The sequence below is a fragment of the Mycobacterium bourgelatii genome, assembly GCF_010723575.1.
GTDB classification, from domain to species: domain Bacteria; phylum Actinomycetota; class Actinomycetes; order Mycobacteriales; family Mycobacteriaceae; genus Mycobacterium; species Mycobacterium bourgelatii.
This window is the reverse complement of the sequence record NZ_BLKZ01000001.1, coordinates 1,145,690-1,168,886: the sequence shown is the minus strand read 5'-3', so window position 1 is coordinate 1,168,886 and position 23,197 is coordinate 1,145,690. Positions and strand designations below refer to the sequence as shown.

19 protein-coding genes and 1 tRNA gene are annotated in these 23,197 nt (G+C 64.5%); 7 read left to right on the top strand and 13 right to left on the bottom strand.

Translation table 11 applies throughout. The features are described from left to right. The first annotated feature begins 393 nt into the window (after window positions 1–393). Window positions 394–2,052: a PE family protein gene (locus G6N68_RS31965; protein ID WP_163708800.1), complete on the top strand. Its 1,659-nt coding sequence runs from the start codon at window positions 394–396 to the stop codon at window positions 2,050–2,052. A gap of 161 nt (window positions 2,053–2,213) precedes the next feature. Here G6N68_RS31965 and G6N68_RS05305 read toward each other — a convergent pair. After that, window positions 2,214–2,290 (bottom strand) — tRNA-Met (locus tag G6N68_RS05305). A gap of 190 nt (window positions 2,291–2,480) precedes the next feature. On the opposite strand from G6N68_RS05305, the gene G6N68_RS05300 reads away from it, so the two are divergent. After that, window positions 2,481–3,686, top strand: a complete 1,206-nt coding sequence (locus tag G6N68_RS05300) for an RtcB family protein (protein WP_163708798.1) — start codon at window positions 2,481–2,483, stop codon at window positions 3,684–3,686. Here the strand turns inward: G6N68_RS05300 and G6N68_RS05295 are convergent. The 6 genes from G6N68_RS05295 to G6N68_RS05270 form a co-directional block, all read right to left on the bottom strand. Beyond that, window positions 3,683–5,236: a UbiD family decarboxylase gene (locus tag G6N68_RS05295; protein WP_240355383.1), complete on the bottom strand. Its 1,554-nt coding sequence runs from the start codon at window positions 5,234–5,236 to the stop codon at window positions 3,683–3,685. The two genes, G6N68_RS05300 and G6N68_RS05295, sit on opposite strands and share 4 nt — an antisense overlap. Next, on the bottom strand, window positions 5,233–5,826 hold the full coding sequence (locus tag G6N68_RS05290) for a UbiX family flavin prenyltransferase (RefSeq protein WP_163708794.1): 594 nt from the start codon (window positions 5,824–5,826) through the stop codon (window positions 5,233–5,235). Before G6N68_RS05290 ends, G6N68_RS05295 begins: the two co-directional genes overlap by 4 nt. Before the next feature lie 5 nt (window positions 5,827–5,831). Then, window positions 5,832–6,335 carry a styrene oxide isomerase gene (locus G6N68_RS05285; protein ID WP_240355382.1) on the bottom strand — a complete coding sequence of 168 codons (504 nt, stop codon included), beginning with the start codon at window positions 6,333–6,335 and terminating at the stop codon, window positions 5,832–5,834. A 137-nt stretch (window positions 6,336–6,472) separates the two neighbouring features. After that, complete coding sequence (locus tag G6N68_RS05280) at window positions 6,473–7,378, bottom strand: SAM-dependent methyltransferase (RefSeq protein WP_163708790.1); 906 nt, start codon at window positions 7,376–7,378, stop codon at window positions 6,473–6,475. Window positions 7,379–7,389: 11 nt separating this feature from the next. Then, entirely contained in the window at window positions 7,390–8,721 is a 1,332-nt protein-coding gene (locus G6N68_RS05275) for an FAD-dependent oxidoreductase (protein WP_205351249.1), read from the bottom strand. Then, the gene (locus G6N68_RS05270) at window positions 8,714–9,559 is read right to left on the bottom strand and encodes a helix-turn-helix domain-containing protein (protein ID WP_240355381.1); all 846 of its coding nucleotides are present in this window, start codon (window positions 9,557–9,559) and stop codon (window positions 8,714–8,716) included. The genes G6N68_RS05275 and G6N68_RS05270 overlap by 8 nt, the downstream gene beginning before the upstream one ends. A gap of 284 nt (window positions 9,560–9,843) precedes the next feature. Here G6N68_RS05270 and G6N68_RS05265 point away from each other — a divergent pair, with 284 nt between their 5' ends. Further along, a complete protein-coding gene (locus G6N68_RS05265) occupies window positions 9,844–11,295 on the top strand; it encodes an aldehyde dehydrogenase (protein ID WP_371871675.1) in 1,452 nt (483 codons plus the stop codon). 44 nt (window positions 11,296–11,339) lie between these two features. Here the strand turns inward: G6N68_RS05265 and G6N68_RS05260 are convergent, their stop codons facing one another. Next, on the bottom strand, window positions 11,340–12,044 hold the full coding sequence (locus G6N68_RS05260; protein ID WP_163708782.1) for a nitroreductase family protein: 705 nt from the start codon (window positions 12,042–12,044) through the stop codon (window positions 11,340–11,342). 15 nt (window positions 12,045–12,059) lie between these two features. Then, complete coding sequence (locus G6N68_RS05255) at window positions 12,060–12,710, bottom strand: HD domain-containing protein (RefSeq protein WP_163708779.1); 651 nt, start codon at window positions 12,708–12,710, stop codon at window positions 12,060–12,062. Window positions 12,711–12,889: 179 nt separating this feature from the next. Between G6N68_RS05255 and G6N68_RS05250 the strand changes: the two genes are divergently transcribed. Together G6N68_RS05250 and G6N68_RS05245 are read left to right on the top strand one after the other, a co-directional pair. Then, on the top strand, window positions 12,890–13,804 hold the full coding sequence (locus G6N68_RS05250) for a GlxA family transcriptional regulator (RefSeq protein ID WP_240355674.1): 915 nt from the start codon (window positions 12,890–12,892) through the stop codon (window positions 13,802–13,804). Between the two features lie 59 nt (window positions 13,805–13,863). Beyond that, window positions 13,864–14,517, top strand: a complete 654-nt coding sequence (locus G6N68_RS05245) for a TetR/AcrR family transcriptional regulator (protein WP_163708776.1) — start codon at window positions 13,864–13,866, stop codon at window positions 14,515–14,517. Here the strand turns inward: G6N68_RS05245 and G6N68_RS05240 are convergent. Continuing rightward, window positions 14,514–15,041 (bottom strand): cupin domain-containing protein, encoded by a 528-nt coding sequence (locus tag G6N68_RS05240; protein ID WP_240355379.1) that lies wholly within the window; start codon window positions 15,039–15,041, stop codon window positions 14,514–14,516. The genes G6N68_RS05245 and G6N68_RS05240 overlap by 4 nt on opposite strands. Window positions 15,042–15,117: 76 nt before the next feature. On the opposite strand from G6N68_RS05240, the gene G6N68_RS05235 reads away from it, so the two are divergent. Beyond that, complete coding sequence (locus tag G6N68_RS05235) at window positions 15,118–16,131, top strand: TIGR03617 family F420-dependent LLM class oxidoreductase (protein ID WP_163708770.1); 1,014 nt, start codon at window positions 15,118–15,120, stop codon at window positions 16,129–16,131. Window positions 16,132–16,213: 82 nt separating this feature from the next. Here G6N68_RS05235 and G6N68_RS05230 read toward each other — a convergent pair whose 3' ends face one another. Both G6N68_RS05230 and G6N68_RS05225 read right to left on the bottom strand, forming a co-directional pair. After that, window positions 16,214–19,192 (bottom strand): UPF0182 family protein, encoded by a 2,979-nt coding sequence (locus G6N68_RS05230; RefSeq protein ID WP_163708767.1) that lies wholly within the window; start codon window positions 19,190–19,192, stop codon window positions 16,214–16,216. Between the two features lie 73 nt (window positions 19,193–19,265). Continuing rightward, on the bottom strand, window positions 19,266–20,288 hold the full coding sequence (locus G6N68_RS05225; protein WP_163708764.1) for a YlbL family protein: 1,023 nt from the start codon (window positions 20,286–20,288) through the stop codon (window positions 19,266–19,268). Between the two features lie 95 nt (window positions 20,289–20,383). Here G6N68_RS05225 and G6N68_RS05220 point away from each other — a divergent pair, with 95 nt between their 5' ends. Then, window positions 20,384–21,763 (top strand): zinc-dependent metalloprotease, encoded by a 1,380-nt coding sequence (locus G6N68_RS05220; RefSeq protein ID WP_163708760.1) that lies wholly within the window; start codon window positions 20,384–20,386, stop codon window positions 21,761–21,763. A 52-nt stretch (window positions 21,764–21,815) separates the two neighbouring features. On the opposite strand, the gene lipY is transcribed toward G6N68_RS05220, so the two are convergent. Continuing rightward, entirely contained in the window at window positions 21,816–23,120 is a 1,305-nt protein-coding gene (gene lipY, locus G6N68_RS05215; RefSeq protein WP_163708757.1) for a triacylglycerol lipase LipY, read from the bottom strand. Window positions 23,121–23,197 lie beyond the last annotated feature (77 nt).

Here is a 23,197-nt window from a genome sequence, read left to right as displayed (position 1 = left end):
GTGGGGGCGGCGCAGAAAGCAACGCCCTACTGAACAGCGGAGGCACGGCGACGCCGCTGTCGAGGGCGCCGGCAAAGGCGGCTTAGGCGTCAACGGCGGCGGCCCCGGCCCTGACGGCGGGGGCTTCTAAGGCCGCGAGTCGGCAGACGCAGCGCCACACGCGCGGGGACCTAGCTGCTCAGTTCAACGATTCCTGCCGAACCGTGACCAACTACCAAAATAATCCGCGGGGGCTTCAGAAATCACCGTCAGCGAGCGTTTCACGCTACACAAGTAAACAAATCCGATTTCCGGGCACTAGCTAGCCAAAAACCAAATACTGACGGCTAGCTGCATGGTACCGTTCGCCATCGCTGAGCTGCGATTACCAGTTCTTCGCGGTTGGAGAAACTCATGTCATACGTAATCGCGGCACCTGAGGCCTTGAGCGCGGCGGCCGGGGATTTGGCCAAGATCGCGGACTCGATCAATACCACCAGGGCAGCCGCGGCATCCCACACGACCGGGATCATGGCGGCGGCGACCGATGAGGTGTCGACGGCTGTCGCGAACTTGTTTTCCTCTTACGGACAGCAGTACCAATCGCTCAGCACCCAGGCAATGGCGTTTCATGACCGGTTCGTGCAGGCGGTAGCCGCTGGTGCGGGCTCGTATGCCGGCGCCGAGGCCGCCGCGGCCTCGCCGCTACAGAGTGCGCTCGATGCGATCAATTCGCCTTTCCTGGCGGCGACCGGCCGTCCGTTGGTCGGTAACGGGGCCAACGGGACCGCGGCGAATCCCAACGGCGGTGACGGCGGTCTCTTACTCGGCAACGGCGGCACCGGCTACACGCAAACAACGGCTGGCGTAGCCGGCGGCCGCGGCGGGAACGCTGGATTGCTTGGCAATGGCGGCGCGGGCGGTGGCGCCGGGGCCGGTGCAAACGGCGGCAGCGGTGGAGCCGGCGGAATGCTCTATGGCAGCGGCGGCGCCGGCGGCGCCGGTGGGGCTGCCACGCTGCTCCTCGGCCCCGGCGTTGGCGGTGCGGGTGGAGACGCAGGGCTGTGGGGCAGCGGCGGGGCCGGGGGCCCCGGCGGCGCGGGCCTGGCCGGGGTTGCCGGCACGAACAGCACATCGCAGGCCGCGGCAGGCGGCAACGGCTCTAATGAGATCCAAGCTCCAGGCGGCTCGGGCGACCCAGGTGCCAACGGCGCCGCTGGCGCGGGCCAGGTCGGCGGCACGGGTGGCACTGGCGGCTCCAGTACCTACGCCAACGTCGCCACCCCCGCCGCCGAAGGGGGCACCGGCGGCGCTGGCGGCATCGGCGGCACGGGGGCCGCCGGTAGTGCCGGCGGTGTCGGAGGCGCCGGTGGTAGCGGCGGCGCCGGCGGACTGCTGTTCGGCGACGGAGGCGCCGGCGGTGTCGGTGGTGTCGGAGGGGCAGGAGGTGCCGGCGCCGTCGGCGGGACGGGTGGTCTCGGCGGTACCGGCGGTCAAGGCACCGCTACCAACGCCGTAAACGCAGGAGCCCTCGGCGGAGACGGCGGCCGCGGCGGCACGGGCGGAGTTGGCGGCATCGGCGGCACGGGTGGTGATGGGGGTGTTGGAGGTGCCGGTGGTCGCGGTGGGTTGTTCGGCAGCGGCGGTGCTGCCGGACACGGGGGCGCTGGTGGCGCCGGCGGGCAGGGCGGTGGCGGCGGCGTTGGGGGCGCAGGAGGCACCGGCGGCGACGCCACTGCCGGGGTAACCGGGGGCACAGCTCACGCCAATGCCGGCCGCGGCGGCAGCGGCGGTGACGGGGGCAACGGCGGCGACGGCGGCCACGGCGGGGTTGGCGGCGCTGCGGGGACGCCGGGTGCAGGCCTCTTCGGCCTGGGCCTCTCGGGCTCGAGCGGCATCACCGGGTCCGCTGGGACCGGTGGAGCGGGTGGCGGCGGCGGCATGGGTAGTACGTCGGTCGGAGGACCAGGCACGCCCCATAACAGCGGCACTGGCGGATTCCAGGGCGGAGTCCGGACTGATACCGACGCGCCGGTCTTCGGCGTCAGCGGGTCTCCCGGTAACCCCGGATAGCCCAGCTGCGGGGGCCGCAAGCATCCGGACGGCGCATGAGCAGACGTCACGGTGGGCACCCCGGCAAATCTGTTTGACTAGAACCTTTTCGAGAACGACCGCGCCGGTTCCCAACCGGATAGAAAACAGCCCCCAGGCTTGCGCCTGAGGGCCATTCTCGCTGGTAGCGGGGACAGGATTCGAACCTGCGACCTCTGGGTTATGAGCCCAGCGAGCTACCGAGCTGCTCCACCCCGCGTCGGTGAATGCAAGGTTACCGAACGCGGGCTAACCTGGCCAAATCGAGCTCTGAGCAGCGCTTATGGACGGTCCCGCCCTCGACGAAAATCCGTTGCCGCGGCACATTGGAGATAGATAACATCCGACAGCTAGTCGCCCACGGACCCCTTCGGCGCCAGCCCCTCGCAACAGCGCTCAAGGAGATCGACATGTCACAACGCATCGGGACCAAGCTGCTGAACTTCGCTTCGGAAATCGAAGGCGACACCGTCGCGCAGGCGAAGACCACCGCGTCGATGCCGTTCGTGCACCCGCACGTCTCCCTCATGCCCGACGCCCACCTGGGCAAGGGCTCGGCCGTCGGAACCGTCATCCCCACCAAGGGCGCCGTAATTCCCGCGGCGGTCGGGGTGGACATCGGCTGCGGCATGGTCGCGGCAAAGACGCGGTTCACCGAGGACGATCTGTCGGGGAAGTTCGGCGGCGACTACCGGCCAAAGTTGCCTCAGCTGCGACGCGCGGTCGAGGAGACAATTCCGCTGTCGCCGGGCAACTACAACAAGTCGCTTCGGCGGTTTCCGTTCACCACCAAAAAGCTCGACGAGCTGTTCAAGCTGCAGGATGACCTCGGTGTCGACCTGTCGCACAGCCCAAAGTGGATGGAGCAGTTGGGATCATTGGGCGGCGGGAATCACTTCATCGAACTGTGCTTGGACACCGACGACAACGTCTGGTTGTTCCTGCACAGCGGCTCGCGCGGCGTCGGCAACAAAATCGCACAGCGGCACATCAAGATCGCCCTGCAGCAATGTACAAAGGACCCCTTGATCAAGCTGCCGAACCGGGACCTGGCGTTTCTCACGGAAGGCGCTCCCGAATTCGACCGCTACATCAAGGATTTGGAGTGGGCTCAGCGCTTCGCCTACCTCAACCGCGCCGAGATGATGGATCGCTTTGTCCACGTCTTTGCTCAGTGGCTCGGTGTGCAAGCGCAACGTGTGGAGTTGGAGCGAATCAACACGCACCATAACTACACGGTCCCAACGCAAATCGACGGTGAGGCTGTCTGGCTGACTCGCAAGGGCGCAATCGACGCGACCGAGGGCAAGCTGGGCATCATCCCTGGGTCGATGGGTACGCGTTCGTACATCGTGCGCGGCAAGGGAAACGCCGACGGACTCTGGTCGGCCCCGCACGGGGCAGGCCGGCGGTTCAGCCGGACAAAAGCCAAGAAGCTTTTTACCGAGCAGGATCTGGCAGCGGCCATGGCGGGCATCGAATACCGGCACGGCAAGGAATGGGTCGACGAGATTCCGCAGGCCTACAAGGACATCGACCAGGTGATGACGGACGCGGAACCACTCGTCGAAATCGTCACCTCGTTGCGGCAGATCATGAACGTCAAGGGCACCTAGACGTCCGGCAGGCGCTGGCTGAGCTGCTCCATCGTCAGCAGTTCACGGCGGTCCACACTGAGATAGGGGATGCCGATTCCCAGTTCGTCCCAGCGGGCGGCGACTCGGGCTTCCAGTGGCGGCGAGAGCTTGTTGATCGCCGGATAGTGGCGCCCGCCCCACTCCGGGCGGGGTTCGAACTCCCAGCTTCGCGTTGCGTCGATGAGCACCCGCGTCCATTCGCCGCTGCCGTACTTGCCCATGTCTGCCTTCTCGGGTGGCGTGGAGGGATCCAGCGGTGAGCCGAGTGTCGGCCCATAGAACGAGATGTCGCCGAGGCCGGCGTTGACACGGTAGGCCATCGCCCAGTCGAGTGCCTGCGGATCGTGGATGTCGATGTCCTCCTCAACGACCATCACGTTCTTGTAAAACCAGATGGATCCGCTGGTACCCCACAGCGCCGCGGCAACCTGCTGCGCGTGACCGCGGTAAGCCTTGTGGACCTGAACAACGATGTTGGTGCCATTCGACACCTGCGACATCCACACATCGGTCACGCCCCGGACGCCGGCGCTTTCAAGAACGTTCCAGGCGATGGCGGAGCGGGCGTAGTTGATCATCGAGTCTTCGACGAGGAATCCCGGCCGCATGCCTTCCAGCGAGCCCCGCAGCACCGGGTCATTGCGATGGGTAATCCGGGTGACCTGCAGCACCGGCGTCGGCGCCGCATGGCCATCGAGGTACCCGGGGTATTCCGCGAACGGGCCCTCGGGCACGAAGGTAGCCGGGTCAGGGTCGAGGTAACCCTCGACGACGATCTCGGCGCTCGCCGGGACATGCAACGGCACCGTTTCGCACGCCACCAGATCTACCGGCCGGCCGAGCAGCGCGCCCATCATGTCCCACTCGCAGACATCTTTCGGGAACGGACTGCCTGCACAGAACGGCAATACGTCGTGCCAGCCGTAGACGATGGCCACCGGCATCGGCTCGGGCTTGTACTGCTGAAGATGACCGCCCCAACCTTGGATGGGCGCCAACAGCTTGGCAATCTTGTCGCGGTCGACGATCATGCCGCGGTAGACCCCGATGTTGTCGCGTCCGGTCACCTTGTCTTCGGTCACCACACCGCAGAATGTGTCGATATACCGACCGCCGTCCGCGGCATGCCATTTCGGCGCCGGAAACTGCCAGAGGTCGATCTGATCGCCCGCGATGCTGTTCTCTTTCACCGGACCGGTCTGCACAATGCGCGGCGGAATCGGTTTCAGGAACGCGTCTTTGAGGTGACGCACGACGACGGCATCGCTGGCGCTCGACGACAGACCCAGCATGAGCCGGATCTGACACCCATTTCCGATCGCCGACGTCAGAAACTTGGTGCACCGGGTGTCTTCATGCCCGACGATGTTCTCGAACAGCAGCGCTGGTCCACCCAGGGACAGATTCGCCCGGGTGATCGCACCGATTTCCTCATCCCAGTCGACGCGGGCCGTGATGTGCCGCAGCTGGCCTGCGGTCTTGAGGGTCGCCATCCAACTCCGCAGGTCGGGTACCAGTTCGTTGCTCACAGTGTCACCCCCGCAACCGATCGCGTGCCATTCACGCCGTCTTTCCAGCGTTTGATCAGGTCGTGCTCGATGCCGAGTTGGTCGATGACCCGGCCGACGACGTAGTTCGTCGCCTCGTCGATGGACGTGGGTCGCGCGTAGTAGGCCACCGTCGGCGGGAAGATCACCGCCCCCATCCGCGCCAGGTAATGCATGTTGTCCAAATGGATCTCGCTCAATGGTGCCTCACGCGCGACCAGAACCAGCTTGCGGCGTTCCTTCAGTGTCACGTCGGCAGCACGGGTGATGAGATTGTCGCTGAAGCCGATTCGAATCGCGCTCAAGGTCTTCATGCTGCACGGGCAGACAACCATGCCGTCCGTGCGGAACGACCCACTGGAGATGCCGGCGGCGAGATCGCGGGCGCTGTATGCGTGTGACGCCAATGCCCGGACGTCGTTGACGGTGTGATCCGTCTCCATTTTGATCGTCGCGCGAGCCCAATCACTCAGTACGAGATGGGTTTCGACGTCAAGGTCGCGGAGGACTTCGAGCAGCCGAATACCGAGGGCGGCTCCGGTTGCACCGGTCATGCCAACTACCAAGCGCATGATGATCACTCCTCGGACAGCCCACGGGTCAAGCCCGAGAAAATCAGCACCACCGCGGTGAGAAACGCGTACCGCATGCTCCGGAAACCAAGCAGAACCAGCCGCTCCTGCCACGGCTTGCCACGATGTCCCTGCGACAGCGTCGGATTGGCGGCCGCGGTGCCGAGCGCGGCGCCAACCGTGGTGAACAACCAGTTGCCGTAGGTGCCGTAGAGGGTCGTCCAGCGAGCCGCGCGCCTTAGGTTGGGCGGCAGTTTGACCTGGGTCCAGATCGCACCCAGCGCGATCAGGAAGGTGCCGTTCATCACCCCTTCCAGGTGCGCCGAAAGCGCCATGCGCATGTTGGTGAAGCGGCGCTGCTGGGTCCCTGTCACTACACCAATCAGGAACAACAACATGCCATGCCAAACCAAACGCCGACCCGTCACTTGCAATTCGGTCATGGGGACCGCCTCCTCGAACCGTTGTGGTGTCAAAGCTTTCGGGTTCGAATCCCGGCCCACCAGCACGGTCGCCCGGACGCTTCCGCACGAGGCCGCGATGCACCATCGCGGTACGGATTGCGCCTTCGAACTCATGCGTCAAGCATGCGCACCGCGGCCGTACAGCTAACTAGGACAACGAGACGTCTTTCCCACACTTTGGGTCATCGGGCGGTCCGCGCGGCGAGCAGGTATCTGATTGCGCCCTGCCCGCTGGAGCTGGTGTCCATGTCACCGGCCGACACCCCCGCCGCCTGCAGCAGATCGCTCAATTCGCGCGAGGTGGTGGCCCACCCGTGCGTTTGCAAGTAATTGTCTGCGTCGTTGCGTTCATGCGTATACGTCAGCCCGCTGAGGTCGGCGTCGAGCCCGTACTGTCGCCAGGCTCCAGCAAGCTCCTCCATCAAGGCTCCGATGGACTGGGCCCCGCGTGGTAGATGGTCGGCGACAAGTCGGCTGCCCTTGGCGCTGAGTGCGGTGATGTCGTCCAACATCCGGTTCTGCGCGTCACCGGGGAGATATCCGATCATCAGTCCCTCGAGCATCCACGCGCTGGGACTTGAGCTGTCAAAGCCTGCCTCCCGCAGTGCCGTTGGCCAGTCCTGCCGCAGATCGGTTCCCACCGTGCGCAATTCGACCGACGGACTCGCGCCGATTTCGGCCAACGTCGAGGTTTTGAACTCAAGCACCGCGGGTTGATCGATCTCGTAGACCACGGCTTCCGCCGGCCATGCCAGCCGGTAGACACGCGAGTCCAGCCCCGAGCCGACGATCACCGCCTGCTGGATACCGGCCGCCATCGCGTCTGGGAAGAACTGGTCGAAGAAGTGCGCCCGTACCGCGAAAAAATCGGCTATCCAAGCACTTCCGAGATCGGAATACGCGAGGTCACCACGTGCCAACCGCGCGAAGAATTCGACACCGGCAGCGCAGACCAGCGGTGCGGCGTACGGATCGTTGATGATCGGATTCGGCTGCCGACTGGCCGCTGCCCTGGCCGCAGCGACCATGGTGGCCGTCGCCCCCACGCTCGTCGCGAGGTCCCAGGTGTCGTTCTCAGTTCTTGCCATGTTATCCCTTCTCATCGAAATACGGTGCGCAACAATGTCGATGCGGTGGTGAGCGGTCCGCGGCGGCCGACCATGTTCATCAGGTGCAGGAATCGCTGTACCACCAGCGGATCGGTTTCTGCCGCCGTGACCATGCGGTCAACAACCGCGTTTCGGATCCGCACCGACGCGGTTCGCTTCCCCGCTATCTGCGGCAGCGCGAGGTCAGAACTCACCGCCATCCGCCAAGCCACGCCCGCTTCTTTCGCCGCGCGGCGAAAGAAGCGCCGCGGCAGATCTTCGTCGCCGTGGCGCAGACAATCGCGCAGGATCAAGGCCTCGACGGCGGCGATCGTCATGCCCTGGCCGTAGAGCGGGTTGAAGGTGCACATGGCGTCGCCCATTACGATCAGGCCATCCGGCCGGTGGGTCAGCCTGTCGTAGTGTCGCCAACGGTTGGCCCGGAATTTGTACTGCATGAGGTCGGCGAGTGGTTCCGCGGACCGCGCGGCCGCTAGCACATGTGGTGGTGCGACATCGGTCAGGCAGTCGAACAACGAGGCGCGGTCGGTCGGCGCCGGGCGCCCAGCCAGTGTCTGCACCGCCAGCATGTAGTTGTCGTTCTCGCCGGCGAACATGGCGAAAGCCAGTGGGCGCTTTGGCTCGGCCGCAGTGAGGGTGATGTTCTCCCGCAACCCGCCCGGCGCAACGTAGACCGGCAGACCGGAGTAGGTGACATGCACCTTCAGCTCACTTTCCGGCGGACGAGGATAGCCCAATTGCTCCAGCAGAACCGGCGTCCGGGAGCCGCGGCCGGTGGCATCCACCACCAGGTCCGCCAAAAGAGTTCGTTGGGCACCGGAGTCGCGCCGGGCCAACACCACGCCGGTCACCCGGCCGAGCTGCCCGTTCGAAGTCAGCCGCACCGCGTCGTGGGCCTCGGCAAACGTCACGTTAGGGATGTCCAAAACGCGTCGACGCAGCCGCCATTCGAGAAATGGCCGATGCGCGTAGTGGACGACGATCGAACCGGGGTCGGGAATGTTGCCGGACCGCAACAGTTGGTGCCCGCCGAAGTTCATGCAGAGTCGCGACAGATCACCGTCGTCCCACACCCGCGCACCGCCGGCGACAAGGTCGGCAAGGAAGCCAGGGAACAGCTTTTCCATGCTTTGTGTGGCGCGTGCCGTCGGGATGTGGGGCAACCCGCCCTGGGGCACTCCCCGACGGTTGCGCGGTCCGTTGGGCAATGAATCACGTTCGACGACGGTCACATCACCGTAGAAATCGGCAAGCACCCGCGCTGCCAGCAGTCCGGCGATACCGGCCCCCAGGACTACGGCATTACCTTTCGATTCAGACAATGTCAGCTCCAAGCTTGCCGGCACGAAATTCGGTGGGTGTGGTGGCGAGCAGCCGGCGCATCACAGTCGCCAGATGTTGTGGACTGGCGAATCCGCATTGCTGCGCGATCTCGCCGATACTCAAGGAGGGGTTGCCCAGCAGCTCACACGCCTTGGTGACACGGCGGTTCATCAACCACCGATGGGGTGGCTCTCCTGTTCCTTCACGGAACAGTGTTGCCACGCGTGCCGCTGACAGTCCCACCAGTTCGGCCAGGTCGTTTAGGCCGACATCATCGGACACGTGGGCTTCGAGATACTCGACCAGCCGCTTCAGGCGCCAATCACGGTACCCGGCAACACTTCTCTCCGTTCGGGTAATGGAACCGGAAAGACTGGAATGCTCCCGGATAAGGCGGACGACCAGATGCTGAGCGAGCAAATCGATCGTCATAGCCGAATACGCGTCCGGGTAGCTCATTTCGCGAACGATCTGACGGGCGATGTTCTCCACGAACGGATCACGCGAGCACATCGGGTCGGTAAGCGTTACGGAGCCGGCCGCCTTCATAACACCGCTCTGCGCGGCGACACGTTCGACCAGCCTGTGCGGTAGATACACGTGTAGGTAACTGAATGGCCGCTCTGACCTGAATATCCCTCGGGGATGCTCGCCGGCCGCAACCAGATTCATGTGGAAGGCCGGATGCGGGCGGCTCCATTTCTTCCGGCCGTTCCCGAAGTAGGTGTGGTGATGTTTGCCGCTGAGCGCAAGGGAGACCAGGTCTATGCCTTCCCGAGCCGGCCCCCGCAATTCGTAGACCCGCTCGCCGCGAAAGCGCCAGATCGCTGCCGACACACCGTGGCTGGCTGACGTGATGCGCCTGTGTGGCGCGAACCCCACCGCACCCGCGATGTTTTCCGGTGCGCTGGCTGCCGTATGCGTGCACGAGGATTCGGTGAATGATCGCGAAATCACAAGTGCCAGTCTGGGGTAGGAGACGATCCGCCAAGGTCCGGGTATTGAGACAGATTTCGTTCAAATAGCGACACGTCAATTTGATGCGCACTGCGTGTACAGGGCACACGACACAGACACGCGTTGGCTGGCGCATCTGCGGTAGAAGGGTGACCGACGAAAGGATTGCAGTGGATGTAGTTGAGGGAAAGTTGTTTGCCGACGGGAAATTCCGCGACGCCGACAATGTCGAGCCGGTGATAGAAGCGGCAACGGAAAAGGTCCTGGGACTAGGAGCGAGCGCTACCCGCGCCGATATCGACGACGCCGTGGCGGCGGCCCGGCGCGCACTCCCCGACTGGCGGTCGACTCCACCCACCGATCGCGCCAAAGCCCTGTTTACGCTGGCCGACGCACTCGAGGCACTTGCGCTCCGTACGAGTGAGCTGTGCAGCCAGGAGACGGGCGCCCCCATCACGTACTCGCGGCAAGCCAATGGCTTCCTGCCGGCGGTGATATTCCGCTACTACGCAGGACTGATAGACACGTTTGACATCGAGGAATTCAGGCCGAGTCTGGTCGGGCACACCTTGGTGCGCCACGAGCCGATCGGCGTGGTGGGTGCCATCGTGCCGTGGAATGTGCCTCAACTCCTGGCCACGATGAAGCTGGCCCCAGCACTGGCAGCAGGCTGCACCGTGGTCTTGAAACCGGCGCCCGAGACGGCGCTGGACGCGCTGGCGATCGCAGAGGCAGCCGAAGAAGCGGGGCTACCGCCCGGCGTCCTCAACGTAATTCCGGGTGGGCGCGAGACCGGCGCGTACTTGGTAGGTCACCGCGATATCGACAAAGTGGCTTTCACCGGATCGACGGACACGGGACGGCTCATCGGGCAGACCTGCGGGCAACTTGTCCGTCCGATAACCCTGGAGTTGGGCGGGAAATCGGCCGCCATCATCCTTGACGACGCCGAACTGGAAACCACAATTCAAGGGCTGCGGTCGGTGTCCTTCGGTAACAACGGCCAATTGTGTTATGCCGGTACGCGGATCCTCGCGCCGCGCGGTCGCTGCGGGGAATTCGTTGACGCGCTGGCTGAGATGGCCGACGGTCTGGTCGTCGGAAATCCGCTCGACGAGAACGTCGACATCGGCCCGCTGGTCAGTTCGCGTCAGCGGGAACGGGTATTGAACTACATCGAGATCGGCAAGGCGGAAGGCGCCCGAATCGTTACCGGAGGCGGCGTACCGGCAGATTGCCGCCGTGGCTGGTATGTGGCGCCGACAGTGTTTGCCGACGTGCCCAATTCGGCGCGAATAGCCCGCGACGAGATCTTCGGACCGGTGCTGACGGTGATCCCCTACGAGTCGGACCGCGAAGCGATCGAACTAGCCAACGATTCGGAGTTCGGCCTTGCGGGCAGTGTGTGGTCGTCCGACGAGGCACGGGCCACCCAGGTGGCCCGTGCCGTGCACACGGGAACCATCGGCATCAACATGTATCAGCCCGACTTGGGTTCCCCCTTTGGCGGCATCAAAGCGAGCGGCTTCGGCCGTGAGCTCGGCCCTGAGGGTTTGGCCGCCTATCACACGACCAAGTCGATCTTCCACGCGGCCGGCGCCGCTGCAGCACGATGACCTCGCCCGTGACGTGGCCGACCCGAAAAGCTCGGCGCGAAAGACTATCCGACGGCCGTCAGGACCGTTTCGGTTCCATCCTGAGGCGGCCACAACGGCTGCGGTACCTCGACACCGAACGGTGCATCCCAGTGATTGCGGGACGATACCTCCTGCACCGGAAGCCGGTTGGCGGCAACACCCCAGCGGCCCCGCGGGTAACCCAGGGCCAGCATGGCCGACATCCGCCAGCCCTCCTCGACCGGCACGCCCAGCAACTCGTTCACCTTGTCTTCACAGTTGCGGAGCACCATGGTCATGACACCGCCGACTCCCTCGGCACGCGCAGCGAGCAGCGCGCTCCAGATCGCCGGATAGATGTTGGCGCCACCAAGATCGTCGATAGCGAAGACGAAGAGCAACAACGGAATCTCTTCAAAGTGGTCGGCAAGGTAATTGCCCGAACCCTTGATCCGGCGCATATTCTCGGCGTGCGCGGTTGGATCCACGCCGGGTGCCGCCGCGGCCATCGGTCCCGTCCCCGAGCTGAACTTCTCGTATTCCAAAGCGCGGGCCTGCCGAAACAGTTGAGCGAATTGGCCTTTCAGCTTCGGGTCGTCCACCGCAAGGAAGTGCCAGCGTTGGGTGTTTCCGCCGTTCGGCGCACGAACGGCCGCATCGAGGATCCGCGCTTGGGTGTCCAGCGGGATCGGGTCCGACCGCAACCGCCGCATCATTCTGGTGGTGTACAGCGCCTCGTAAATGTCCATCGGTCACTCCTTCCACTACTCGGGCCAGCTGTTGTTGCGGATGATGTCCACGAAGTTCGCCCGCTTGAAGTTCGGGTCGAAGTGCGCGAGCACGTCGTCGTTCATGGTGCCGAAGGTGCTCTCCGGGCGGTGCTTCATGCCCTCGTTGAAGGCCGCGATGATGCGATTCTTGAAGTCTGGTCGCGGGTGTGCCGCCGTCACCGCATCCAATGCCTCGGGTACCAGGTCCTCGCGGCCCATGCCGAGCACATCAGTCTCGACACCGGCTGTGACCAAAGCGATTTCGGGGTCCAGGAATTCCGGCACGCCCGGCGTCGTGTGCAGGGCGATGCCCAGCCACACCTTCTCGGCGTCGGCCCGGTCGTAACCACGCTCAAGCAGGAAGTCGCGCGCCGCGTTGGCGCCGTCGACCTCAAAGCGCAACATGGACTCCCGGTAGCGCGGCGTCAGCCCAATGTCGTGAAACATCGCACCGACGTACAGCATCTCCAGGTCCGGCTGCAGACCCAGCCGGCGACCGTGCAGCGCACCGAACAGGAACACCCGTCGGGAATGGTCGAAAAGCAGATCGTCTTCGACGTCGCGGATGTATTCGGTGACTTCGCGTACCAGCGGTGTGTCCGGGATGATGATGCCGGCTACGGCTTCGATGGAGTGAGTGGTCATGGTTTCCTCCTTGGTTGGTGTGATCAGTGTGAGCGGATGCACCCACACCGGGCCGTGGCGTTTGCGCCGTGATTCCCACAAAAAGCGACACCAGCCAGCAGAATGGACAGGTGCGGCCTGCAACCCACGACAGTGGAGCTCCCCGGGTGGTGGTCATCGTCGTGTTCGACGACGTGACGATGCTGGACGTCGCGGGCGCGGGCGAGGTCTTTGCCGAGGCCAACAGGTTCGGCGCCAATTACCGGTTGAAGATCGCGTCGGTCAACGGCGGCGACGTCGTCACTTCGATCGGCACCCGGCTGGGCGTGACCGACGCCATTTCCTCGATCGAAGCGGCCGACACCGTCATGGTCGCCGGCAGCGACCACCTGCCCCGGCGGCCCATCGACCCTGCCCTGGTCGAGGCGGTCAGATCGATCGCGGGCCGGACCAAGCGGCTGGCGTCGATCTGCACCGGTTCGTTCGTTCTTGCGCAGGCCGGTCTGCTCGACGGCCGACGCGCGACCACGCACTGGCATGACGTTCGGCTGTTCGCTCGGGCTTTCCCTGAGATCACCGTCGAGCCGGACGCGATTTTCGTCCGCGACGGTGACATCTTCACCTCAGCCGGGATATCGGCCGGCATCGACCTGGCGCTGTCGCTGGTCGAAGCGGATCACGGCACCGACCTGGTGCGTGCCGTGGCCCGCTGGTTGGTCGTCTACCTCAAACGGGCGGGCGGGCAGTCGCAATTCTCGGTGCTTGTCGAGGCCGACCCGCCGCCGGAGTCTCCGCTGCGCAAGGTCACCGATGCTATCTCGGCCGACCCCGCTGCCAACCACACCGTGAATTCGCTTGCGGCGCGGGCGTCTTTGAGCACCCGGCAGTTGACGCGGCTCTTCCAGTCCGAGCTCGGCACCACGCCGGCCCGTTATGTGGAGTTGGTGCGCATCGATGCCGCCCGCGCAGCACTCGACGCCGGCCGCACCGTTGCCGACACCGCACGGTTGGCGGGGTTCGGCAGCCCCGAGAGCCTGCGGCGGGTGTTCGTCGACCACCTCGGCGTCTCGCCAAAGGCCTACCGGGAGAGATTCCGCACCGCGTCCCGCAGCTGAACATCATATTCATTACAGATATCCTCTACCCGTCGAGTCCCCCGTCCTGAAGGAAGCCGATGCCGGCAGCCAAGTCCAAGCCGGTGAAGTCCGCCCGCACCTACCGGTCGGAGTTGCGGACCAAAGGGGCGCGGGAGACCCGCAGAAACATCCTCGACACCGCGATGCGGTTGTTCCTCGAGCGCGGCTACGGCAAGGTGACCGTCGCCGACATCGCAAGCGAAGCAGCGCTGGCATTGCCCACGGTCTACGCCAGCGCCGGCGGCAAGGCGGCCATTCTGGCGACGCTCATCGAAGAAGCGATGCAGGATCCCATCGTCGCCGAAACGCTCGCCGCGGTGCGCAAGGCCAAGTCCGCCACCGACGTCCTCAAGATCGCCGCGCACGGTACTCGGGTGGACAACGAGCGCTATCACGACATCATCGAAGTGATGAAATACGCTGCCGCAGTAGACGCTACGGCAACGGACATCCTTCAGGAGTCCGACGTGGGGTATCGGCAGGCGTTGGGTCAGATCGCACGGAAGCTGCGCACACTCAAGGCGCTACCCCGCGGCGTGACCGAGGCCAAAGCGACGGACATCCTGTGGTTCTACTTCGGGCACGAGGCGTGGCACCGACTTGTCGCCGAGCGTGGCTGGTCCTGGGACGACGCCGAGCGGTGGCTGCTGGCGCAAACCTCCGCGGCGTTGATTCGGCCCCAGGTCAGTTAACCCGAAAACACAGGCATGTCGATGCCGTACGCCGCGTTTTCCTGCGGCGTCGCCAACACATATCCGTACCGCGCCGACGCCTCGACGAACTTCGCAAGTTCTGCCGCTGTCGGCGGCCGCAGATCCTTCGTGACCGGGCGGCCGATTTCGGCGAAGAACCTGCCGAGTCGCGACGTGGTGATGATGAGGTCGACGGCCGGTTCATCGGTGACGTTGCGGTGAGCGTGCATGACGTTGCCGGGTATGCGCACGTAATCGCCAGCCGACGCATCCCGCCAGGCCAGTTGGTTGCCGACGGAAACGAGTACCTGTTGCTGCCCGGAGAGGATGAAGAAGTCCTCAGCGTCGGCGTGCCGGTGCAGCGGTACCACGGCTCCGGGCGGCACCACGCCGCGCATAACGCAGAATTCGTCTGTGCGGCTGAGGAATTCGACGGTTGCACCGAAGACGTCCAGGGCCGGGCCAGCTGAGGAGCGAGCCACCTGAGACAACAGCGCACTGGCGGTTTGATGATCGACAGTCACAGTATTGATTATAGACATCATATATCTAATGGCGGTGCTGGCCGGGAGGCGCAAACCGCGGGCGTACTGTTGCTGCGTGCAGATTGACGTGATGATGGTTCCGCAGCCACTGGGCCAGATCGGAGAGCTGGCCCGTCAAACTCAAGACGCCGGCTTCTCCGGCATGCTGTTCACCGAGACTGGGCGCACCGCCTATCTCAACGCCGCCGTCGCCTCACAGGCCGCGCCGGGGCTCGAGTTGTCCACCGGGGTCGCCGTGGCATTTCCGCGCAGCCCCTTCGTCACCGCGGCCTCGGCGTGGGAATTGCAGGAGGCGACGGGCGGAAAGTTCCGGCTCGGCCTGGGCACGCAAGTACGCACCCACGTGGTGCGCCGTTACGGCGTGGAATTCGAGCGGCCCGGTCCGAGGCTGCGCGACTACGTCCGCGCGGTGAAGGCGTGCTTTGCCGCGTTTCGGACGGGAAAGTTGGACTACCACGGCGAGTTCTACAACCTGGACTTCATCACCCCCCAGTGGAGTGCGGGACCGATCGACGCGCCCGACCCCAAAGTCGATGTGGCAGCGGTGAATCCGTGGATGCTGCGGATGGCTGGCGAGGTCGCCGACGGGGTACACGTCCACCCGCTCGGCGAACCCGGCTATCTGGCCCGCCACGTACTGCCCAGCATCTCCGCCGGCGCCGAAAAGGCGGGACGGTCCCCATCGGACATCGCGGTCATCGTGCCCGTTTTGACGATCGTCGGGGACAGCGACGAGGAGCGCGAGAAAGACCGCCAGCTTGTCCGGTCCAGCATGGCCTTCTACTCGAGCACGCCCAACTATTCCTTCATCTGGGACGAAGCCGGTTTCGAGGGAACGACCGCGCGGATTCGGGAGAAGCAGAAGGCCGGGGACTTCGCGGGTATGGCCGCCCAGATCACCGACGAGCACATCGCCACACTCGCCACCGAATCGACGTGGGACGGGCTGGCTCAAGCCCTGACCGACAAATACGAGGGCATCGCGACGCGGCTCGCGCTGTACAACGCCGTCGGCGATCCGGAGCGGTTCGAACGCTACGGCGAGGTGGCACGCCAGCTGCAGCGGTGACGGCCGTGACGAGCGCGCGCAAAATGCCGGCTTTTGCGGCGTGTCACCGTACAAACACGCGCGCTCGCCGTCAAAGGCTCAGCTACCGAGCGGCGTTGAACTTGTTGATGGCTTCGTCGAGGCGTTGCAGCGCCGCCCCATAGCCGGCGAAGTCACCCTTCTTCTGCGCGTCCCGTGCCGCCCCGATCGCCGACTGAATCTCCTGCAACGCAGCGACTTTGGCCGGCGACAACGTGGTCGCCCCATCCGGAGGCGGCGGCACGACGGCCGTGGGCGGCGTGGTGCCCGGTGCATTGGCCGGCGGCGGGGTGTCAGCCGCCGGCGGCGGCGCACCGGGCTCGGTCGGCACGATGCCCGTCGCCGCATTACCCGCACCGGGGCCGAACAGCGTGTTGAGCGCGTCACGCACGGTGGGTCCGTAGCCGACCTTGTCGTTGTACATCATCGCCACGCGGATCAACCGCGGATACGACGAGGCCGCATCGCTGGATCCCGGTGAGGCGTATACGGGTTCGACGTACAGCAGCCCACCCTGACCGACCGGAAGGGTCAGCAGGTTGCCCCACTTGATGCGGTTCTGATTATCTCGGCCGATCACACCAAGGTCCTGAGACACCGCCGGATCGGTGGTGATCGCGTTGTTGGCCAATTTGGGACCGTTGACCTGGCCCGGGATGGTCAGCACGGTGATCTTGCCGTACGTCGCGGGATCGGAGCTGGCGCTGATGTAGGCGGCCAGGTAGTCGCGCTTGAACCTGTTCATCGCGCTGGTCAGCTGATACGACGCCGTGTTGTCGTTCTTGTAAATGTTTTTCGCGACGATGTAGTACGGCGGCTGATAGCTGCTGGCGGTGGGGTTCGGGTCCAGCGGCACGTCCCAGAAGTCCGACGTCGAGAAGAACGTCACGGGGTCGTTCACGTGGTACTTCGCCAGCAGCATGCGCTGCACCTTGAACAGGTCCTCGGGGTAGCGCAGATGATCGGCCAACTCAGGCGTGATGTCGCTCTTCGGCTTGACCGTGCCGGGGAACACCTTCATCCAGGCCTTCAGCACTGGGTCTTGTTCGTCCTGCTGGTACAGCGTGACCGTGCCGTCGTACGCGTCAACCGTGGCCTTCACCGAATTGCGGATGTAGGACACCTTCTTGTCCGGGGCCAGCCGGTTGAACGCCACCTCGTTCGAATCAGCCGTCGCCGACGACAGCGAAGTGAGCTCGGAGTACGGGTAGTTGTCCAGCGTGGTGTAGCCGTCGATGATCCACAGCAGCCGCTTGTTGACGATCGCGGGGTACACCGCGGTATCGGTCGTCAGCCATGGGGCCACGGCCTCCACGCGCTGAGCCGGATCGCGGTTGAACAGGATCTTGCTGTTCGATCCGATGACGTTGGAGAACAGGAAGTTACGCTCGGCGAACTTCGCCGCGAAGACCGTGCGGGCGAACCAGCCACCGATCGGGACGCCGCCCAGGCCGCTGTAGGTGTAATTCTTGGTTTCGGTGCTGGTTTCGTAGTCGTATTCGCGGTCAGCGCCGGTCTTTCCGACGATCGCGTAGTCGGCCGGGGTGTTCGAGATGACCGGCCCGTAGTAGACCCGCGGCTGGTCCAGCTGTGCCGGCCCGTCGGATATGACGTTGCCGTTGGCGCCGACGACGTTGACCAGGAACTCGGGGTAGCCGCCGTTCTGGTTCGGGTCATTGGCGACGCCCCGCACCGTATTGGCCGGCGACGCGATGAACCCGTTGCCGTGCGTGTACACGGTGTGCCGGTTGATCCAGTCCCGCTGGTTTTCGATCAGCCGGTCGGGGTTGAGCTCACGCGCGGCCACCACGTAGTCCCGCAGATTGCCGTTGCGGTCCAGGTAGCGATCGATGGAGAGCTGGTCAGGGAAGTAGTAGAAGTTCTTACCCTGCTGGAACTGGGTGAATGCCGGGCTGACGATGGTGGGGTCGAGCAAGCGGATGTTGGAGGTGGTCGCGCGGTCGGAGGCTACCTGTTGGGCGGTGGCCTGCCCGTCGCCGGTGTAGTTGCGATAGGTCACCACATCCGGTGTCAGACCATAGGCCTCCCTGGTGGCCTTGATACTTCGGCTGATGTACTCGCTTTCCTTCTGCGCGGCATTGGGTTTCACGCTGAACTGCTCGACGATCAGCGGCCAGCCGGCACCCACGATCAGCGACGAAAGCAGCAACAGCACCAGGCCGATGGCCGGAATCCGCAAGTCTCGCAGGGTGATCGCGGAGAACACCGCAGCGGCACAGATCAAGGCGATGGCCATCAGGATCAGCTTGGCCGGCAATACCGCGTTGATGTCGGTGTAGCCGGCGCCGGTGAACGGCTTGCCGCCGCGGGTATGAGACAGCAGTTCGTACCGATCCAGCCAGTAGGCAACGGCTTTGAGCAGCACCAGAATCCCGGCCAGGGCTACCAGCTGCACACGTGCCGAGCGGCTCAGCGCACCGGCGCGTCCGGACAACCGAATCCCGCCGAAGATGTAGTGCGACACCAAGTTCGCCACGAACGCCATGAACGCGGCGACGAAGATGTAGCTGAGCACCAACCGGTAGAACGGCAACTCGAAGGCGTAGAAGCCCAAATCCTTGCCGAACTGCGGATCCGTGACACCGAAGTCACCGCCGTGCAGGAACAGCTGGATCCGGACCCAATAGCTCTGCGCGACCACGCCGGCCAACAACCCGATGGCCGTCGGGATCCCGATGGCCACCAGGCGCAGACGTCCCATCACCGCGACTCGATAGCGCGCCACCGGATCGTTGTCGTTACTCGGAACGAAGACGGGCCGGGTGCGGTAGGCCAGCGCGAGCCCGGCGAACACGATGCCGCCGACGAACACGCTCGCCACCAGAAACACCACCAGGCGGGTGACCAAGACGGTAGTGAAGACCGACCGATAGCCGAGCTCGCCGAACCAAAGCCAGTCCACGTAGGTGTCGATCAGGCGTGGACCGGCAAGCAGCAAGACGATCACACCAAGCGCGACGGTGATCAGGATCCGGCTGCGACGAGTCAGTTTCGGCATCCTTGCGGTGGGCCGCATTCCCACTAGCTACGCTCCCTGCTCTGTTTCCCCGATGCTCATCACTGTACGCATCGTGACCGCCGAACCCGATTGTCCGCTAGCAACTTGGCGTCGGCGCCCCCGATGTCATCGCGTGCAGCGCATCCACCGCCGAACCGAGCGTCTCAACCTTCACCAGCTTCAAGCCGTCCGGAATGTCGGAGGTCGCCTCGACGCAATTCTTGGCGGGCACCAGGAAGACGGTGGCACCGGCAGCGCGCGCGGCCGCCATCTTGTGGGTGATCCCACCGATGGGGCCCACTTTGCCGTCGAGCGCGATCGTGCCGGTGCCGGCGACGAAGGTATTGCCGACCAGCTCGCCGGTGGTCAGCTTGTCGACCAGGGCCAGGCTGAACATGAGTCCGGCCGAGGGTCCGCCGATGTTCGCGAGGTTGAAATTCACTTCGAACGGGGCCCATGGCGCATCGAGCACGGCGACGCCCATGAAGCCGTAGTCGCGGTCCTTGTTCTTGCCCAACGTGACCTGTGCGATGCCCGCAGGCTCGTTCTTGCGGCGGTAGTCGATTATCACCACATCGCCGGGCTTGGTCGTCTTCAGCAACGACGTGAACTGTTCGACGTTGGCCACCGGGGTGCCGTTGACGTTGTCGATGGCGTCACCGGCCTTGAGCTTGCCGGCCGATGGGCCGGGGTCGTTGACGGTAGCGATCGTCACTGCCTTCGGGTAGTTCAGGTAACCCAGCGCGGCGTATTCAGCTGCGTCTTCGGAGTTCTTGAAGTCTTCATTGTTGGCCTTGTCGACCTCGTCCCTCGATTTGCCGGGCGGGTACACCAGGTCACGAGGCACCAACTGCTCCTGGCCGGACAACCACAAGGTCAGGGCTTCGCCCAGGGTCAGCTCGTCGCGCTGGGACACCGTGGTCATGTTGAGGTGACCGGATGTCGGGTAGGTCTGGGTGCCCTCGATCTGCACGACCTGCTTCCCGTCGACCTCACCCAGGGTGTCGAACGTGGGACCGGGCCCCAGTGACACAAACGGCACCGTCGCCACCGCGAGCAACACCCCGAACGCCACGATCGGCACCAGCGCGACCATCAAGGTCAAAATCCGCCTGTTCACGCCGCATACACTAGTTGGAGCCTGGCGGGCCACGTTCACTGCGAGCGAGACGGTGGAGTGCGCTTTCTGTTCCGGCGGTGGGTACGGTTGGGTGTATGGCTGACGTGCCTTTCGGCTTCTCGTCCGGAGAAGACCCTGACCGCGACAACCGAGGGAGTAACGATCCCGAGTCCGGCGCGGGGTCCAATCCCTTCGGCGCGTTCGGGATCGGCGGCGACTTCGGCATGGCCGAGTTGGGGCAGATTTTCACCAAGCTCGGCGAGATGTTCGGTGGCGTCGGCAGCGCGATGGCCTCGGGCAAAGCCTCCGGGCCGGTCAACTACGACCTGGCGCGGCAAGTCGCCTCGAACTCGATCGGGTTCGTTGCGCCCATCCCCGAAAAGACCACCTCGGCGATTTCCGACGCCGTGCACCTGGCCGAGACCTGGCTCGACGGGGCCACCGCGATACCGGCCGGCACCACGCGGGCGGTGGGCTGGACCCCTTCCGACTGGGTCGACAACACCCTGCAGGTCTGGAAGAGGCTCTGCGATCCGATGGCCCAGCAGATTTCGTCGGTATGGGTGGCATCACTACCCGAAGAAGCCAAGGACATGGCCGGCCCCCTGCTGACGATGATGTCGCAAATGGGCGGCATCGCGTTCGGTTCGCAGTTGGGCCAGGCCCTGGCGCGGCTGTCCCGCGAGGTGCTGACCTCGACTGATATCGGCCTGCCGCTGGGGCCCAAAGGGGTGGCCGCGATACTGCCCGAAGCCGTCGAGTCGTTCGCCAAAGGGCTCGAACAGCCGCGCAGCGAAATCCTGACGTTCCTGGCTGCGCGCGAGGCTGCGCATCATCGGCTGTTCAGTCACGTGCCGTGGCTGGCCAGCCAATTGTTGGGCGCCGTCGAGGCCTACGCGATGGGCATGAAGATCGACATGAGCGGCATCGAGGAGCTGGCCCGCGACTTCAACCCGGCGACGCTGGCCGACCCCACCGCCATGGAGCAGTTGTTGAGCCAGGGTGTGTTCGAACCCAAGGCGACGCCGGCGCAGACGCAGGCCCTGGAGCGTCTCGAGACGCTGCTTGCGCTGATCGAGGGTTGGGTGCAGACGGTCGTGACCGAGGCGCTCGGCGACCGCATCCCCGGCACGGCCGCGTTGACCGAGACGCTTCGTCGCCGACGGGCCAGCGGCGGTCCCGCCGAACAGACCTTCGCCACCCTGGTCGGCCTCGAGTTGCGGCCGCGCAAGCTCCGCGAGGCCGGCGTGTTGTGGGAGCGGCTGACCCTGGCTGCCGGGATGGACGCCCGCGACGGTGTCTGGCAACACCCCGACCTGCTGCCCGGCGCCGACGATCTGGACGACCCAGCGGGCTTCATCGACCGGGTCATCGGTGGCGACACCAGCGGCATCGACGACGTGATCGCGCAGCTGGAGCAGGAAGTCGAGGAGGACGGTGACCGTCCGGACGACCCCGGTTCCTCGGACAACTAACGCTGCTGACGCAGCTAGGCCGCACACACCGACGGGCGACGGCTCCGCGGCTTCAGGCACCGAGTAGTTGCCGCCCGATCTGCGTCCAGTAGCGAAGTCCGTCCGGGCTGAGGAGGATCCAGTCATGGAATCCGCCGGTCGCCATCACGAAGCTGATCGGCGCTGACTCAATTGCGGCTTTTTGCGAAAGGACAACCGCTTCGGCCGAAGCCATATCGAGCGAACCTGCGTAGATATGGGTTGGCGGGAGTCCGTCGAGTGACCCGTACAGCGGACTCACCAAAGGATCGGTCAACGCAAGACCGCCTGCCCACTGCTGAGCAAATTGGTAAAGCATGTTCCCGCGTGGCGGGAGAAGCGGATCGTTGATGAACTGCATATTGGGATTGCTTCCAGTTATAGATAACAGCGGGGACACCAAAACCATCGACGCCGGTACGGGTTGGTTGTTAGCCACCAGGTATTGGACGGCGGCCAGGCCTATGTTGGCCCCCGACGAGTCACCGAGCACGCTGACGCGGGAGGCACCGTGTGTAGCGATTTGCGAAGAGATGAAGTCGGCCACCTTGGGTACCACCGTGGCGGCCGTACCACCTTGTTGAATCAGCGGATAGATGGGCACCGAAATCGTCGCACCCGTCTGGTAGGCCGTCACCGAGTACCAAACCCAGTGGAAAAGCAAAGGCGGCCAGATGAATGCGCCGCCGTGCAGGGCGACGACATAGTTGCCGGTGGGATTCGCAGGGATGATCTCCACCACGGGCATACCGTCGTAGGTGGTGTATTGAACCGTTTGCCCCAACAGCGAAGTCAAGAGCAATGGCGGGGTGTCGCTGAAGAGCGGTGATAGCAGGCCACTGACGAATAGATTTTGGACCGGAGAGCCCAGCACCCCCATCTGGTCATAAATTCCGGAAAAAGTCAGAAAATCTCTCAATGGCCGTAACAAAAAGTCGATTTCGAGTCGAGTTAGTAGCGACTGTTGACCGGTGAACAGCGGAATTTCCGAGGGTGGGGATGGCATGGCTGGCGACCCGAAAATATTTGTGAGAATCATGTCCCCCAGCGCCGTCAGATTGGCAGCTTCCGCGCTGGCGAACGATTCCGCACTTGACATCAATGCCTGAATGCACTGTTCATGAAACGTCGCCGCCCGCGCGCTAAGCGCCTGAAACCCCTGACCGTGGGCCGAGAACAGCGCCGCGATCGCCGCCGAGACCTCATCCTCGGCCGCCGCAAGAACCGCCGTAGTTTGGGAAGCCGCTGCCGCGCCAGCAGCGTCGATATCCGAGCCGATGGTTGCCAACTCCGCCGCCGCGGCCACCATCGCCTCCGGTACTGCGATTACAAACGACATGTCGTGCACCTCCGACGAGCCCTGCTTGTCACTCGGCTGGCGGTCATCGATCCGCCAGGTACAGGCAACGTAAGGCG

Coding starts and splice junctions, on each gene's coding strand:
- G6N68_RS31965 (WP_163708800.1), top strand. CDS start 394: ATGTCATACGTAATCGCGGCACCTGAGGCCTTGAGCGCGGCGGCCGGG.
- G6N68_RS05300 (WP_163708798.1), top strand. CDS start 2,481: ATGTCACAACGCATCGGGACCAAGCTGCTGAACTTCGCTTCGGAAATC.
- G6N68_RS05290 (WP_163708794.1), bottom strand. CDS start 5,826: ATGCGCTTGGTAGTTGGCATGACCGGTGCAACCGGAGCCGCCCTCGGT.
- G6N68_RS05280 (WP_163708790.1), bottom strand. CDS start 7,378: ATGGCAAGAACTGAGAACGACACCTGGGACCTCGCGACGAGCGTGGGG.
- G6N68_RS05260 (WP_163708782.1), bottom strand. CDS start 12,044: ATGGACATTTACGAGGCGCTGTACACCACCAGAATGATGCGGCGGTTG.
- G6N68_RS05255 (WP_163708779.1), bottom strand. CDS start 12,710: ATGACCACTCACTCCATCGAAGCCGTAGCCGGCATCATCATCCCGGAC.
- G6N68_RS05250 (WP_240355674.1), top strand. CDS start 12,890: ATGCTGGACGTCGCGGGCGCGGGCGAGGTCTTTGCCGAGGCCAACAGG.
- G6N68_RS05245 (WP_163708776.1), top strand. CDS start 13,864: ATGCCGGCAGCCAAGTCCAAGCCGGTGAAGTCCGCCCGCACCTACCGG.
- G6N68_RS05220 (WP_163708760.1), top strand. CDS start 20,384: ATGGCTGACGTGCCTTTCGGCTTCTCGTCCGGAGAAGACCCTGACCGC.
- lipY (WP_163708757.1), bottom strand. CDS start 23,120: ATGTCGTTTGTAATCGCAGTACCGGAGGCGATGGTGGCCGCGGCGGCG.